The organism is Geodermatophilus nigrescens, from assembly GCF_900129495.1.
Classification (GTDB): domain Bacteria; phylum Actinomycetota; class Actinomycetes; order Mycobacteriales; family Geodermatophilaceae; genus Geodermatophilus; species Geodermatophilus nigrescens.
Map to the genome: position 1 here is coordinate 1,149,188 of NZ_FQVX01000002.1, position 14,615 is coordinate 1,163,802.

Consider the following 14,615-nt stretch of genomic DNA (forward strand, 5'->3'; position numbering starts at 1 on the left):
CTCGGGGTCGGGGGCTGCCGGCCGATCATGCCGGGCAGCCCCCGGACACGCCGGGCGAGGGTGTCACATGTCGGAGGAGTGTTACAGCCGGCGGCTCAGACGCGCTCGAGGACCGCGGCCAGGCCCTGCCCGCCGCCGATGCACATCGTCTCCAGGCCGTAGCGGGCACCGCGGCGGTCCATCTCGCGGGTCAACGTGGCGAGGATGCGCCCGCCGGTGGCGCCGACCGGGTGGCCGAGGGAGATGCCCGAGCCGTTGACATTGGTGCGCTCGAAGTCGGACTCGGTGAAGCCCCACTCGCGGGTCACCGCGAGCACCTGGCTGGCGAAGGCCTCGTTGAGCTCGATGAGGTCGATGTCGGAGAGCTTCAGGCCGGCCAGCTCGAGCGCCTTCGCCGTCGCGGGCACCGGGCCGATGCCCATGGTCCGCGGCGGGACGCCGGCCACCGCCCAGGACACGACCCGCGCCAGCGGCCGCAGCCCGTACTCGGCCGCCTTCTCCGGCGAGGTGACCACGCAGACGGCGGCGCCGTCGTTCTGCCCGCTGGCGTTGCCGGCGGTGACGGTGGCCTCCGGGTCGTCCTTGCCCATGATCGGGCGGAGCTTCGCGAGGGTCTCGACGTTCGAGTCGGGGCGGATGTGCTCGTCGCGCTCGACGACGGTGTCGCCCTTGCGGCCCTTGATCGTCACCGGGACGACCTCGTCGGCGAAGCGGCCCTCGGCCGTGGCGGCGGCGGCGCGCTGGTGGCTGCGGACGGAGTACTCGTCCTGCTCCTCGCGGCTGATCGAGTACTCGCGGCGCAGGTTCTCCGCCGTCTCGAGCATGCCGCCGGGCACCGGGTGGTTGACGCCGCCGGCGGTGACGCGGCCGCGGGCCAGGCCGTCCTGCAGCAGCACGCCGGGGCCGGCCTTGACGCCCCAGCGCATGGCGGTCGAGTAGAACGGCGCGTTGCTCATCGACTCCGCCCCGCCGGCCAGGACGACGTCGGCGGCGCCGGTCTGCACCGACATGGCGGCGTAGAGGACGGCCTGCAGGCCCGAGCCGCAGCGGCGGTCGATCTGCAGCCCCGAGGCGGTCACCGGCAGCCCGGCGTTCAGCGCGGCGACGCGGCCGATCGCCGGCGCCTCCATGGTCGGGTAGCAGTGGCCGAGCAGGACGTCGTCGACCGACTCCGGCGGGAGGCCGGTGCGCTGCATGAGCGCCTCAATGACGGTGGTGGCGAGGTCCTGCACGGGCACGTCCCGCAGAGACCCCCCGAAACCCCCGACCGGGGTCCGCAGCGGCTCACAGATGACCGCGTCACGCACGGCGTCCTCCTCGGCTCCGGCGGGCACGGTCCCGCACCGACGCCGAGTGTGCTCCCCGCCGCAGGGAGCCGCGCAGCCAGGTCGCAGCCGGGTTCAGGCGGCGCCGGCGGTGCCCGGGTGGACGGTCTCGCAGCCCAGCAGGTCCCACAGGCCGGTGACCTGCAGCGCCCGGGTGACCGCGCGGGTGGCGACCAGGACGCGCATCGGGACGCCGGCCTGGTCGGCGGTGCGGTGGGCGACGGCGAGGGCGGACAGGCCGGCGGAGTCGAGGAAGGTGACCGCCTCGAGGTCCACGGTCACCCGGCGCGGGCGGTCGGCGAAGGCGCCGTCGAGCGCCCGGCGCAGGGCCGGGGCGGTGGAGCAGTCCACCTCGCCGGCGCAGACGATGCGCACGGCGCCGTCCACCGGGATGGCGTCGACGGCGAGGAGTTCGCTGGTGGGCCCAGGGGAGACAGTGGTCACGGTGCGCCTCTCGGTCGAGGGCGAACCCGTGCGGAGGACAGCGGCTGGGGAGCCGTACCAAAGCGCGGAGTCCGGGAAGGACGAGCACGGCTGATGTTGAACCGCACCTCGGACGGTAGGCCCGGGGCAGGTGGGACGCAAGGGTCCCGCCGGTGTGTCCACCGCGCGACACCGGCCGTCCACCTGCGGCGGGACGACGGCGACCGCCTCCTCCGCGGGGGCGGGGATACTGGTCGCCGTGAACGGTCGGTTGGCCCTGGCGGGCGTGGTCTGGGCAGCGGTCTCGGTCGCCGCGTTCGTCGCCATCGGCAACGTGATCGTGGCCGCCGGCCTGGTCGTCTTCGGGCTCGTGCTCCTCGTCGTGCTGGCGATGGCCAGCGACTGGGACAGCCACCCCGACTTCGAGGAGCGCGAGCTGTACCGCTCCCGCCGGCGCAAGGACAAGTGGGACCGCAACGCCGACGTCCGCGCCCGCGACCGGCAGCGCTGGGAGGCCCACCAGGCCCGCCAGGCGGAGAAGGCCGCGCGCCGGCCCCGGCAGGACTGACCGCGACCGGGCACGGGACGCCCGGAGGACAGCGGGGCCCGGTAAATCCGTGGACGGCGTCCGCGGGGTGGTCCTACGGTCGTCGTCATGCGCCTCTGAGTCCTCCCGCGACCGAGTCCTGCCGCGTCCTCGCTGACGCCCGCGGGTCGAGCCCCGACTCCCCGCTCCCCTCCCGCCCGTCCCCCGGGCGCGCCCCTGCCTGGCTGCCGGCTGCCCGCGGCCGGTCCGACCTCCACCCGGAGGCCCCCGTGTCACGTCCCCTGCGTCCCCTCTCCCCCGCGGCCGCCGCCGCCCGCGCCGCGCTGCCCGCCGACGACGGGGCGGCGTTCGACCGGCTCGCGTCGGCCGTGCTCGCCTCACCGTCGGCCGCGCTGGGCGCCGTCCTGCGCTCGGTGCTCCCCGGCACGGCCGGCATCCGCTGGCTGCGCACGGCGGGCCTGCCGCCGACCACCCGGGCGTCCGCGCTCACGGCCGGCCAGTGGCAGTCCCTCCACGAGTGCTGGCGGGCCACCGCGCCGGCCCCCTCCGCCGGCGGCCCCGCCGGCCGGCGGGTCGGGGGGCGGACCTCCGCGCACGGGCACGCGCCCGGCGCGATGGCCGCCCCGCGCTGGCACTGATCCGTCCCCGGCCCGGTCAGCCGACCCCGTCCTCCGCGGCGAGGTCGGCCGACCGGCCGGGCTCGGCGAACGCCTCGGCCAGCGCCTGCCGCAGCGGCCACGCCCCGTGCCGCCAGGCCAGCGCCCGGCCGAGCGCGGCGGGCGTGCCGTCCACGGCGTCGGGGCCCCCGTCGCTCCCGGGCCACCAGGGCACCGGCCGCCCGCCCGCGAGCAGGGGGCCGTGCACCTCCACCTCCCCCGCCAGCCCCGGCAGCCCGAGCCGCGCCGCGGCGAGATCCGCGCCGGGCAGGTCCGCCCACGCGTGCCGGCTCTCCGGCGCGCTCTCCACCGCCGCCCGCACCCGCTCGCTCAGCAGCGGCAGGTCCAGCAGGTCGGCCACCGCGCCCGGCGCGCCGCCGGCGGGCACGAGCGGCCCGTCGGCCAGCGGCTGCAACCACGGCGCGTCGAGGACGGCGACCGGCTCGCGCCCGGGGTCGGCGACCCGGTCCGGCGCCACCCGGACGCGCTCCGGGGGCTCGACGTCGAGGCCGTCCAGCGCCGCCGCGAGCCGCGCGTGCACGTCGCGCAGCACCGCCGCCGGCACCGTGCGCGCCGGGTCGCCGAGCCGCTCGAGCAGGTCGAGGGCGGCGTCGGGGTCGGCGAGCACGTCGTCGACGGTGGCCGGCGGCCGCAGCCGCGCGAGCACCTCCGGCGCGGCCTGCGCCGGTTCGTACAGCCCCTGCAGCTGTGTGCTCGAGGGGTGGCGGAGCCGGCCCGGCCGCTGCCCGTCGAGTACCGGGTGCGTGGCCAGCCACCAGCGGAGGTGGCAGGGCACGGTGACGGTGTCGAGCACGACGTCGGCCCACGCCTCGTCGGGCAGCGCGGCGAGCAGCGGCAGCGCCCCGGCCCAGTCGGCGACCAGGTCGAGGTCGCGGACGGTGGTCAGCGGCGGCCACGACGGCGGTGTCCCGGGCGGCAGCCGGTCGAGGACGGCGTCGGCCCACTCCCCCGCCCCGTCGACGTCGAGGTCGTCGGGGTCCTCGGCGCGCACCAGCGCGAAGGTCGACAGCACGCCCGCGGCCTGCAGCGCGGCGGGGTCGTGCGCGGCGGCGAAGTCCGGGTCGAGCGTGCCGAGCGCCCCGTCGCCGAGCACCGCGGCCAGCGGCGCCCCGGGCAGCAGCAGCTCGCCGGCCGGGGCCCAGGTGCCGTCGTCGTCGGGCAGGGCCAGCTCGGCGAGCCACGGCAGCTCGCCCGGTGCCGTGCCGGCCGCGGCGACCAGCGCCAGCACCGCGTCGGCGAGGTCGGCGGGGTCGCCGTCGTCGAAGCCCTCGTCGACGGCGTCGACCGACTCCTCGACGGCGGCGCGCACCGCCGGGTCGGCGAGCACCGCGGCGGCGGTGGCGGGGCGGGCGCCGAGCCGTTCGAGCAGCCGGCGCGCGGCGGGCGGGGCGACGGCGTCGGGGTGCGCGATGCGCAGCGACAGCGGCCCGAGCCGGCCGACCGGGAGGTCGTCGCCGGCGAGCAGCACGCCGGCGGGGCCGGGCGCGGTGCGGCCGTCGGCCAGCGGCACCGGCAGCGCGCCGAGCTCCTCGCGGTCGGCGGTCTCGAACGCGGCGTAGAGCCGCGCCCACCACGACGGCGGCCGCGCGATGCCGGTGACCGCCTCGACGACGGCGGCCGGTCCCACCCGGCGGACGCCGAGCGCGGCCAGGGCCGGGGCGGCGTCGCGGCGGGCCCAGCCGGGCGGGAGCAGCCCGGGCACCACGCCGGTGAGGGCGCCGACGCGGTCGCCGGCGTCGTCGTCGAGGACGGCGGCGCGGCCGGGCGGCCGGCGGGTGCCGGCGTCGGTGTGGCTGTCGGCGTCGGCGACGGGGAGCCAGGCGGTCGCGCGCAGCCGGTCGAGGACGGCCGAGCCGAGGTCCGCGTCGAGCTCGGCGGCGGCCAGCCCGACGCGGGGCACGAGCGCGAGCACGGCCGGGTCGGGCGGGAGGGCGGTCACCAGGTCGGCGTAGGCCGCGGCGGCGGCGTCGACGAGGGCGGCGGTGACCGGCCCGGATGTCACGTGCCGCCGGTCGGGACCGAGCGGGAACGGGGCGAGGAGCCGGGCCGGCAGCGACAGCGGCTCGTCGCTCGGGGTCGGCGCGTGCACGACCGGGCGTCCGGGCGGCGGCACCGGGCGGCCGTCGTCGTCGAGCGGCACGGCCCAGGTGACGGTGAAGGCGCGCCGGGTGCGCTCCTCCACGGGCCGGTCGGCGAGCAGCGCCGCGGGCAGCTCGCCGCTGCGCTCGGCCAGCCGCCAGACGGTGGTGCGGTCGCCGTCGCGGACGCGCGCCAGCGGCGGGGTGCGGGTGCAGGCGAGCGTGCGCACGGCGCCGTCGACGACGACCTCGACCTCCCGCAGGCCCGGCAGGGCGAGCAGCAGCTCGGCCTCCAGGTCCTGCAGCGCGGCGCGGACCGCCGCCCGGGCGCCGGCGCGCAGCGGGAGCACGACCTCGGTGGCGAAGCCCTCCGGCGGCGCGCCCTCGGCCGGCCAGGCCAGCCGCAGCACCGGCACGGCGCCCTCCCGGCGGGCCAGCTCCCCGGCGAGCGCCGGGACGGCGGCCACCTCGGCCCGGGTGCGCCCGGCGCTGAACCGCACGCCGCCGGAGAGTGAGTGCACGGCCGGTTCGTCACTGACGGCGAGCACCGCGGCGAAGCCGACCCCGAACCGGCCGACCGTGGCCTCCTGGTCCCGCTTCGCCGACGCGCGCAGGCTCGCCAGCCCGGCCACGCCGTCGGCGTCCAGCGGTGCCCCGGTGTTGGCGGCGTGCAGCACCTCTCCCCCGCCGCCGACGGCCGCGAGCTCCAGCCGCAGCCGGCCCGGGACGCCCGCGCGGACGGCGGCGTCGGCGGCGTTCTGCGCGAGCTCGACGAGCAGCCGGTCGCGGTAGCCGCCGCGGACGAGGTCCTCCTCGGCGTTGGCGTCCTCGCGGAACCGCGCCGGGGAGTCGCCCCACGCGGCGAGCACGCGGCGGCGCAGCGCGGCGGTGTCGAAGGGGTCGGACACGGTCCGAGCATGGGTCCCGGACCGGACCTACGCGCCGGTAACTTGCGGGGTAACCTGCGCCACATGTCGCTCGCCGAGCAGTTGGACACGGTCACCGACGCCGCCGCCGGCACGGTCGACCGGCACGCCACCACCGAGACCTTCGAGTCGACGAACCCGGCCTCCGGCGCGGTCGTCGGCGTCTTTCCGGTCCACGACGCCGACGCCGTCCGGGAGACCGTGGAGCGCGCCCGCGCGGCCGCGCAGCGGTGGGCGGAACTCGGCTTCGACGGCCGGCGCGAGCGGCTGGCCGCCTACCGCGGCTACCTGGCCCGGCGCATGCACGAGCTCGCCGACCTGGTGCACCGGGAGAACGGCAAGCCGCACGCCGACGCGATACTCGAGATCACCCTGGCGATCGACCACCTGGCCTGGGCCGGGGCGCACGCGCGGAAGACCCTCGGCCCGCGCCGGGTGCGCGCCGGGATGCTCGCGGCCAACCACGCCGCGTACCTGGAGTACCAGCCGCTCGGCGTCGTCGGCGTGATCGGCCCGTGGAACTACCCGGTGTTCACGCCGATGGGCTCGATCGCCTACGCGCTGGCCGCCGGCAACGCCGTCGTCTTCAAGCCGTCGGAGCACACCCCCGCCGTCGGCGCGTGGCTGGCCGCCGCGTGGCGCGCCGCCGTCCCCGACGTCGCCGACGCCCTCCAGGTGGTCACCGGGTACGGCGAGACCGGCGCGGCGCTGTGCCGGGCCGGGGTCGGCAAACTCGCCTTCACCGGCTCCGCGCCCACCGGCCGGAAGGTGATGGCCGCCTGCGCCGAGACGCTCACGCCGGTGCTCATGGAGCTCGGCGGCAAGGACGCGATGATCGTCGACGACGACGCCGACGTGGCCGCCGCCGCCGACGCCGCCGTCTGGGGTGCGATGAGCAACGCCGGGCAGACCTGCATCGGCATCGAGCGGGTGTACGTCTCCTCCCCCGTCTACGACCGGTTCGTCGCCGAGGTGACCGAGCGCGTGCAGGGGCTGCGCCCGGGGTCCGACGACGAGGCCGCGTACGGGCCGATGACGATGGCCTCGCAGGCCGACGTCGTCCGCCGGCACCTCGACGACGCGACGTCCTCGGGCGGGCGGGCGGTGCTCGGCGGGACGCTGGACGGCGGGTTCGTGGCGCCGACCGTGCTGCTCGACGTGCCCGAGTCCTCGGCGGCCGTGCGGGAGGAGACCTTCGGCCCGACGCTGACGATCACCCGGGTGCGCGACGCCGAGGAGGCGCTGGAGCGCACGAACGCGACGTCGTACGGGCTGGCCGGGGCGGTGTTCTCCCGGTCGCGGGCGCGCGCGATGGACCTCGCCCGCCGGATGCGCAGCGGCATGACCAGCGTGAACTCGGTGCTCACCTTCGCCTCGGTGCCGGCGCTGCCCTTCGGCGGCGTGGGCGAGAGCGGGTTCGGCCGGATCCACGGCGAGGACGGGCTCAAGGAGTTCACCCGGGCCAAGGCGATCACCCGCCAGCGCTACGCCCTGCCGGTGAACCTGATGTCGTTCACCCGCCCGCCGGCCGCGGCCGACGCGCTGGCGCGGGTCATGGGCGTGGTGCACGGGCGGCACCGGTGACCGCTGGCGTGGGCGACGGGTTCGACGTCGTCGTCGTCGGGGCGGGTTCGGCCGGGTGCGCGCTGGCCGCCCGGCTGACCGAGGACCCCTCGGTGCGGGTGCTGCTGCTGGAGGCGGGCGGGTCCGACGACGTCCTCGAGGTGCAGATCCCGGCCGCGATGTACAAGGTCTGGCGCACCCGGCGGGACTGGAACTACACGACCGGGCCGCAGCCGGGCCTCGGCGGCCGGGAGCTGTTCTGGCCGCGCGGCAAGCTCCTGGGCGGGTCGTCGTCGATCAACGCGATGATCTACATCAGGGGTGCGGCCGCCGACTACGACGAGTGGGCGCAGCTGACGGGTGATCCGTCGTGGTCCCACGACGCGGTGCTGCCGCTGTTCCGCCGCATGGAGGACAACGCGCGCGGCGCCGACCGTTTCCACGGCGTCGGCGGGCCGCTGCGGGTGGAGGACCTGCGCTCGCCGCACCCGTGGACGCGGGCGGTGGTCGAATCGGCGGTCGCCGCCGGCCACCCGCGCAACGACGACTTCAACGGCGCCGCCCAGGAGGGCGTCGGGCAGTACCAGGTGACGCAGAAGCGGGGCCGGCGGTGGTCGGCCGCCGACGCGTACCTGCGCCCGGCGCTCGGCCGGCCGAACCTGACCGTGCTCACCGGTGCGCTCACCACCCGGGTGCTCGTCTCCGGCGGGCGGGCCACCGGCGTCGAGTACCGGCGCGGCGGGCAGGTGCACACCGCGCACGCGTCGGGCGAGGTGGTGCTCTGCGGCGGCGCGGTGAACTCGCCGCAGCTGCTCATGCTCTCGGGCATCGGGCCGGCCGCCCACCTGCGGGAGGTCGGCGTCGACGTCGTCCACGACCTGCCCGGTGTCGGCGGCGGGCTGCAGGACCACCCGCTCGTGCCGGTCATCTGGGACGTGCGGTCCGGGAAGTCGCTGCTGCGGGCGGAGTCGCCGTCGGGCTACGCGCGGTGGTTCGGCGCCCGGCGCGGGCCGCTGTCGTCGAACCTGGCGGAGGCGGGGCTGTTCACCCGCTCGCGGCCGGACCTCGACCAGCCCGACCTGCAGTACCACTTCCTGCCGGTCAAGTTCTGGCGTCAGGCGGAGGTCGACCCCGACGTCGACGCGTTCACCGCGGCCGCCGTCCTGGTGCACGTGCACTCGCGCGGCTCGGTGCGGCTGCGCTCGGCCGACCCGACGTGGGCGCCGGCCATCGACGCCGGCTACCTCACCGACGAGCGGGACCTCGACGCGCTGGTCACCGGCGTGGAGAAGGCGCGGGAGATTGCGTCGGTCGGGCCTCTGGCGGAGGTGCTGGCCGGGGAGTGGTCACCGGGCGGGGCCGCGACGGGGCGCGAGGCGCTGCGGGCGAAGGTGCGGGAGACGCTCGAGTCGCTGTACCACCCGGTGTCCTCGTGCCGGATGGGCACCGACGACTCCTCGGTCGTGGATCCGCAGCTGCGCGTGCACGGCCTGTCCGGTCTGCGGGTGGTCGACGCCTCGGTGATGCCGACGCTGGTCCGCGGCAACACGAACGCGCCGACGATCATGATCGCCGAGCGCGCCGCCGACCTCCTGGCCGGCCGCGCCGTCGACCCGGCCCTCGCCGCCACCGCCTGACCCGCCCGCGCGGGGCCTTTGTAGCGCTGATGGCACCCGGGCGGCGGCCCAACTGGGCCTTTGTAGCGCTATTGGCCCTCTCCGGCCGCCAGTGCTGCGCGGATGCGGGCGAGCAGGGCGTCGAGGTCGCGCATGTCCGCGGCGGTCACCCGGATCACCCGCCAGCCGGCCGCCCGGAGCCGGTCGAGCCGGTCGTCGTCCTTGGCCATCTGGTCGTCCTCGAAGTGGTGGGCGCCGTCGTACTCGATCGCGAGCCGCGCCTCCGGGAACGCGAGGTCGACTCGCGCGACGAACCGACCGTGGTGCTCGATCTCGTACTGCGGCACCGGCGTGAGCCCCGCGAGGACGAGACACACCCGCAGCCGGGACTCCTGCGGCGACTCGGCGGACGGGTCGACCAGCGGCGCCGCGCGACGCACCTTGCTCACGCCCCAGCGACCGGCACCACGCTCGGCCATCCCGAACAGGTCCTCGCGCGTCAGGTGCTCGGCCCGGACCATCGCGTCGAGTGCCGCCACCGCCGTCGTCAGCGGTTCGAGCGCCATGACGTCCCACGCCGTCCGCGTCGCCGTCGCCACCGGGACGTCGTCCACGAGCCTGACGTCCTCCGGCAGCAACGTCGTGTGGTGGACGGCCACTCCTCGAGGACCGCGCCACCGGATCGCCTCAGGGCAGAGCACGGTCACCGGGTCACCGGCCCTCGCGAACGGTGCGCCGTACCAGGCGGCTGCCGAGTGACCGCCGATGGCGCAGCCGTCCGGCAGCACGAGTGCGGCCCCGCGGCAGCGCAGGCCGTGGTCGACGGGGAGGCCCGGGTCGGCGTAGACGCCCTGGACGAGCCTGCGGTAGCTGCGGGTGCGGAGCTGTTTTCGCGTCAGGAGCCCCTCGGCGATGGCGTGGCTGCCGACGAAGACCCCGGGGAGGAGACGACGGTGGGTGGTCACCCCGGCAGCCTCACGGGCCGGACGGCCACCACCGGGCGTCGTCCACAGGTAACAGGGCCAACAGCGCTACAAAGGCCGACCTGGGGACGGCCGAGAGGGCCGATAGCGCTACAAAGGCCCGGCTCAGCCGTGGGTGGTCGCTGCGGAGGCAGTGGTCGGCTCGGTGGGCGTCGCGGGCGGGGCGTCCGGGGCCGGGCGACGGCGGATCGAGATCGACAGCGCCGCGGCCACCAGGCACAGCGCGCCCGCGCCGAACCAGGCCAGGTCGTAGGAGCCGGTGACGTCGCGGATCACGCCGCCACCGAACGCGGCCGCCGCCGACCCGACCTGGTGCGAGGCGAACACCCAGCCGAACACCACCGGCGCCCGCGCGCCGAAGTGCTCGCGGCACAGCGCCAGCGTCGGCGGCACGGTGGCCACCCAGTCCAGGCCGTAGAAGACGATGAACGCGATCATGCTGACGTGCAGGTCCGGCCCGAACAGGGGCGGCAGCAGGAACAGCGAGAAGCCGCGCAGCGCGTAGTAGGCCAGCAGCAGCACCCGCGGGTCGACGCGGTCGGTCAGCCAGCCGGAGAACACGGTGCCGGCGATGTCGAAGATCCCGACGACCGCCAGCAGCGACGCCGCCGTCGTCACCGGCATGCCGTGGTCGTGCGCGGCCGGGATGAAGTGCGGCTGCACCAGCCCGTTGGTCGACGCGCCGCAGATGAAGAAGCCGGCTGCCAGCAGCCAGAACGGCCGCGACCGCGCCGCGAGCGCCAGGCCGGCCAGCGCCGCGCGGGCCGCGCCGGTGCGCACCGGGTCGACGTCGTCGGCAGCGGTGCCGCCGTAGGGGACGGCGCCCACGTCGCGCGGCCGGTCGCGCAGCAGCCACAGCACCAGCGGGACGACGGCGAGCGCGGCCGCCGTGGTCCCCAGTGACGCCGCCCGCCACCCGCCGTCGGTCTCCGCCACCGCCGCGACGACAGGCAGGAACACCAGCTGCCCGGTCGCGCCGCCGGCGGTGAGGATGCCGCTGACCAGCCCGCGCCGGGCCACGAACCACCGCCCGGTCACCGTGGCCACCAGCGACAGCGCCATGGAGCCCGTGCCCAGCCCGACCGCGAGGCCCCACAGCAGCACCAGTTGCCAGCTCGCCGTCATGAACACCGTCAGCCCGCTGCCGACGGCGGTGAGCAGCAGCGCGCCGACGACGACCCGCCGGATGCCGAACCGCTCCATCAGCGCGGCGGCGAACGGCGCGGTCAGCCCGTAGAGCGCCATGTTCACCGCGACGGCGGCCGAGATCGTCGAGACCGACCAGCCGAACTCCTCGCGCAGCGGGTCGATGAGCACGCCGGGCACCGCGCGGAAGGCCGCGGCGCCGACCAGCGCCAGGAAGGTCACCGCGGCCACCCACCAGGCGGGGTGGATCCGGCGGCGGGGCACGGTCGTCGTCACGAGCGGAGAGCATGACCGACCGCTGGCTGCAACGACCAGTGGCCCGACGGCCAACACGTGCAAGGATCCGGCCATGAGACGAGGGCCGCGCCCGGCCGTGACAGCAGGTACGGGTCCGGCCATGGACCGAGGCCCGCGTCCGGCCGTGACCGCCGGCCCCGCCCGGCACGAGGTCGCCGTCCTCGCGCTCCCCGGCACCATCGCCTTCGAGCTCGGCCTCCCCCACCGCCTGCTGGGCAGCGCCGTCGACGCCGACGAGCGCCCGCTCTACCGGGTGCGGGTGGCCACCCTCGACGGCGGTCCGGTGCGCACGTCGGCCGGCTACTCGATCCAGCCGGAGCACGACGCCACGCTGCTGGAGACCGCGCGCACCGTGGTCGTCCCCGGAGTCCAGGGCGGCCCGGCGATGAGCGACGGCCAGGTCCCGGCCGACCTCGCCGCCGCGCTCCGGGCCGCGGCGGCGCACGCCCGCCTGCTCTCGATCTGCACCGGCGCGTTCGTGCTCGCCGCGGCCGGGCTGCTCGACGGCCGGCCGGCCACCACGCACTGGATGCACACGCAGGCCTTCGCCCGGCACTTCCCCCGGGTGCGGCTGGACCCCGACGTCCTGTTCGTCGACGACGGCGACGTGCTCACCAGCGCGGGCAACGCGGCCGGCATCGACCTGCTGCTGCACCTCGTCCGGCGCGACCACGGCAGCGCGGTGGCCAACCGGGTGGCGCGGCGCAACGTCGTCGCGCCGTGGCGGGAGGGCGGGCAGTCGCAGTTCGTCGAGCGGCCGCTGCCCGAGACCGGCGACGCCGGCACCGCCGCCACCCGCGCCTGGGCGCTCGAGCGCCTCGGCGAGCCGCTGACCCTCGCCGGGCTCGCCGCGCACGCCCGGATGAGCGTGCGCACCTTCACCCGGCGCTTCCGCGAGGAGACCGGCCAGTCGCCGCAGCGCTGGCTGGCCGCGCAGCGGATCGCACTGGCCCGCCGGCTGCTGGAGTCCACCGACGCCTCGGTCGACCGGGTGGCCGCCGAGGCCGGCTTCGGGACGACGGCGTCGCTGCGGGCGCACCTGCGCGCCTCGATCGGCGTCCCGCCGGGCGCCTACCGCCGCACCTACCGGGGTGCCGGCGTGGGCCGATAGCGCTACAAAGGCCACCCGGACGGGGCGGGTGTGACGCGCGCCTCCCCCGCCCAGGGCAGGTCCGGCGGCCGCGTCTGGTTGAGTGGGACGTACCGGCGCCGCCCTCGCTCATCCGGAGCTGCAGGACTCGACGTCGGGCTGGAGCAGCGCCACCGAGGCGCGCCCGGCTGTCCGACGTCGCCGACGGCGCGACCCGCCCCCCGACCGGGGCCGGCGTGCGCCCGCGGTGGCCGAGGACGGCGACCCGAGCACCACCGAGGAACCCATGACCTCCCCGCAGTCCTCTCCTGCCGCCGGCACGTCCCGGCCCCGCCGCCGTCGCGGCGGCCGCGGCCGCGGCTCCGGCGCCGGCACCGGCGCCGCCCAGAACAGCCCGGTGCAGGCCCCCACCCAGACCCCGGCGGCGACGCCCGTGCTCCCGGCCGGCGACGTCGCCACCGTGCTGCCCACCGACGCCACCTTCGCCGAGCTCGGCGTGCCCGCCCCGCTGGTCGAGGTGCTCACCGCCAGCGGCATCACCGCGCCGTTCCCCATCCAGGTCGCGACGCTGCCCGACTCCCTGGCCGGCCGCGACGTGCTCGGCCGCGGTCGCACCGGCTCGGGCAAGACCATCGCCTTCGCCCTCCCGCTGGTGGCCCGCCTGGCCGCCTCCACCACGCGGCGCCAGGCGCGCAAGCCGCGCGCGCTGGTGCTCGTGCCGACCCGCGAGCTCGCCAACCAGGTGCTGGCCACCGTCGAGCCGCTCGCCACGGCCCTCGGCCTGCGCTCCACCGTCGTCTTCGGCGGCGTCGGCCAGAACCCGCAGGTGCAGGCCCTGGCCGCAGGCGTCGACGTGCTCGTCGCCTGCCCCGGCCGGCTCGAGGACCTCATCGGGCAGGGGCACGCCGACCTGTCCGCCGTCGAGGTCACCGTGCTCGACGAGGCCGACCACATGGCCGACCTGGGCTTCCTGCCCGGCGTGAAGCGGCTGCTCGACCGCACCCCGCAGGGCGGCCAGCGGCTGCTGTTCTCCGCCACGCTGGACAACGGCGTCGACGTGCTGGTCAAGCGCTACCTGTCGCAGCCGGTGACCCACTCGGTCGACCCGGCCGTCGCGCCGGTGGCCACGATGACCCACCACGTGTTCCAGGTCAGCGCCGCCGACAAGGCCGAGGTCGTGCGCCAGCTCGCCTCCGGGCTCGGCCGCAGCGTGCTGTTCACCCGCACCAAGCACCAGGCCAAGAAGCTCGCCAAGCAGCTGACCGCCGCCGGCATCCCGGCCGTCGACCTGCACGGCAACCTCAGCCAGAACGCCCGCGAGCGCAACCTCGAGGCGTTCAGCACCGGCGGCACCCGCGTGCTGTGCGCGACCGACATCGCCGCCCGCGGCATCCACGTCGACGACGTCTCGCTGGTCGTGCACGTCGACCCGCCGACCGAGCACAAGGCCTACCTGCACCGCTCCGGCCGCACGGCCCGCGCCGGTGCCGGCGGCACGGTGGTCACGGTGTCGACGCCGGACCAGAACGGCGAGGTCCGCACGCTGACCCGCCAGGCCGGCATCACGCCGATCGTCAGCCAGGTGCGCCCCGGCGCGGAGCAGATCACCGGGCTCACCGGCCCGGCCGCGCCGTACGTCGAGCCGGCCCCGGCGCCCGCCCCTCAGCCGCAGGGCCAGGGCGGCGGCCGACGCCGCCGCGGCGGGTCCGGTGGCGGCAGCGGGACGGCGACGGCGTCGTCGTCCACGAAGGCGACCGGGAGCCGCGGCCAGTCCCGCAGCCCGCAGGGCCCGGCGCGCACCCGTGCCGAGCTCGCCGCGCGGGCCGGCTCGCACTCCGCGGCGTCGTTCAGCGGCCGTTCGCGGCGCGGCGGCCGCTGAGCCCCGGGCGGTTTCCGGCGGGGACGGTCGGGCAGTGCAGTCCCGACCGTCCCCGACCCCGCGGA

At 77.1% G+C, this 14,615-nt stretch carries 11 protein-coding genes; 6 read left to right on the top strand and 5 right to left on the bottom strand.

Annotated features, from left to right (window positions below; genetic code table 11):
- Window positions 1–95 precede the first annotated feature (95 nt).
- Window positions 96–1,334 (bottom strand): acetyl-CoA C-acetyltransferase, encoded by a 1,239-nt coding sequence (locus BUE37_RS12995; RefSeq protein WP_342742280.1) that lies wholly within the window; start codon window positions 1,332–1,334, stop codon window positions 96–98.
- A gap of 66 nt (window positions 1,335–1,400) precedes the next feature.
- Window positions 1,401–1,769: an STAS domain-containing protein gene (locus BUE37_RS23880; RefSeq protein ID WP_073420518.1), complete on the bottom strand. Its 369-nt coding sequence runs from the start codon at window positions 1,767–1,769 to the stop codon at window positions 1,401–1,403.
- 238 nt (window positions 1,770–2,007) lie between these two features.
- Here BUE37_RS23880 and BUE37_RS23885 point away from each other — a divergent pair, with 238 nt between their 5' ends.
- Both BUE37_RS23885 and BUE37_RS13010 read left to right on the top strand, forming a co-directional pair.
- Window positions 2,008–2,316 (top strand): hypothetical protein, encoded by a 309-nt coding sequence (locus BUE37_RS23885; RefSeq protein ID WP_073420519.1) that lies wholly within the window; start codon window positions 2,008–2,010, stop codon window positions 2,314–2,316.
- 248 nt (window positions 2,317–2,564) lie between these two features.
- Window positions 2,565–2,933, top strand: coding sequence for a hypothetical protein (locus tag BUE37_RS13010; RefSeq protein WP_073420520.1), 369 nt, complete (start codon window positions 2,565–2,567; stop codon window positions 2,931–2,933).
- A gap of 16 nt (window positions 2,934–2,949) precedes the next feature.
- Here BUE37_RS13010 and BUE37_RS13015 read toward each other — a convergent pair whose 3' ends face one another.
- Window positions 2,950–5,958 carry a sacsin N-terminal ATP-binding-like domain-containing protein gene (locus tag BUE37_RS13015; RefSeq protein ID WP_073420521.1) on the bottom strand — a complete coding sequence of 1,003 codons (3,009 nt, stop codon included), beginning with the start codon at window positions 5,956–5,958 and terminating at the stop codon, window positions 2,950–2,952.
- Between the two features lie 63 nt (window positions 5,959–6,021).
- Here BUE37_RS13015 and BUE37_RS13020 point away from each other — a divergent pair, with 63 nt between their 5' ends.
- Together BUE37_RS13020 and BUE37_RS13025 are read left to right on the top strand one after the other, a co-directional pair.
- Window positions 6,022–7,560, top strand: coding sequence for an aldehyde dehydrogenase family protein (locus BUE37_RS13020; RefSeq protein WP_083628606.1), 1,539 nt, complete (start codon window positions 6,022–6,024; stop codon window positions 7,558–7,560).
- Window positions 7,557–9,176: a GMC family oxidoreductase gene (locus BUE37_RS13025; protein ID WP_245794584.1), complete on the top strand. Its 1,620-nt coding sequence runs from the start codon at window positions 7,557–7,559 to the stop codon at window positions 9,174–9,176. Before BUE37_RS13020 ends, BUE37_RS13025 begins: the two co-directional genes overlap by 4 nt.
- Window positions 9,177–9,244: 68 nt before the next feature.
- On the opposite strand, the gene BUE37_RS13030 is transcribed toward BUE37_RS13025, so the two are convergent.
- Together BUE37_RS13030 and BUE37_RS13035 are read right to left on the bottom strand one after the other, a co-directional pair.
- Entirely contained in the window at window positions 9,245–10,120 is an 876-nt protein-coding gene (locus BUE37_RS13030; protein ID WP_073420523.1) for a DUF559 domain-containing protein, read from the bottom strand.
- 123 nt (window positions 10,121–10,243) lie between these two features.
- A complete protein-coding gene (locus BUE37_RS13035) occupies window positions 10,244–11,560 on the bottom strand; it encodes an MFS transporter (RefSeq protein ID WP_139252952.1) in 1,317 nt (438 codons plus the stop codon).
- A 145-nt stretch (window positions 11,561–11,705) separates the two neighbouring features.
- On the opposite strand from BUE37_RS13035, the gene BUE37_RS13040 reads away from it, so the two are divergent.
- Both BUE37_RS13040 and BUE37_RS13045 read left to right on the top strand, forming a co-directional pair.
- On the top strand, window positions 11,706–12,692 hold the full coding sequence (locus BUE37_RS13040) for a GlxA family transcriptional regulator (RefSeq protein ID WP_245794586.1): 987 nt from the start codon (window positions 11,706–11,708) through the stop codon (window positions 12,690–12,692).
- A gap of 265 nt (window positions 12,693–12,957) precedes the next feature.
- Window positions 12,958–14,550: a DEAD/DEAH box helicase gene (locus BUE37_RS13045; RefSeq protein WP_083628681.1), complete on the top strand. Its 1,593-nt coding sequence runs from the start codon at window positions 12,958–12,960 to the stop codon at window positions 14,548–14,550.
- Window positions 14,551–14,615 lie beyond the last annotated feature (65 nt).

Coding starts and splice junctions, on each gene's coding strand:
- BUE37_RS13020 (WP_083628606.1), top strand. CDS start 6,022: ATGTCGCTCGCCGAGCAGTTGGACACGGTCACCGACGCCGCCGCCGGC.
- BUE37_RS13045 (WP_083628681.1), top strand. CDS start 12,958: ATGACCTCCCCGCAGTCCTCTCCTGCCGCCGGCACGTCCCGGCCCCGC.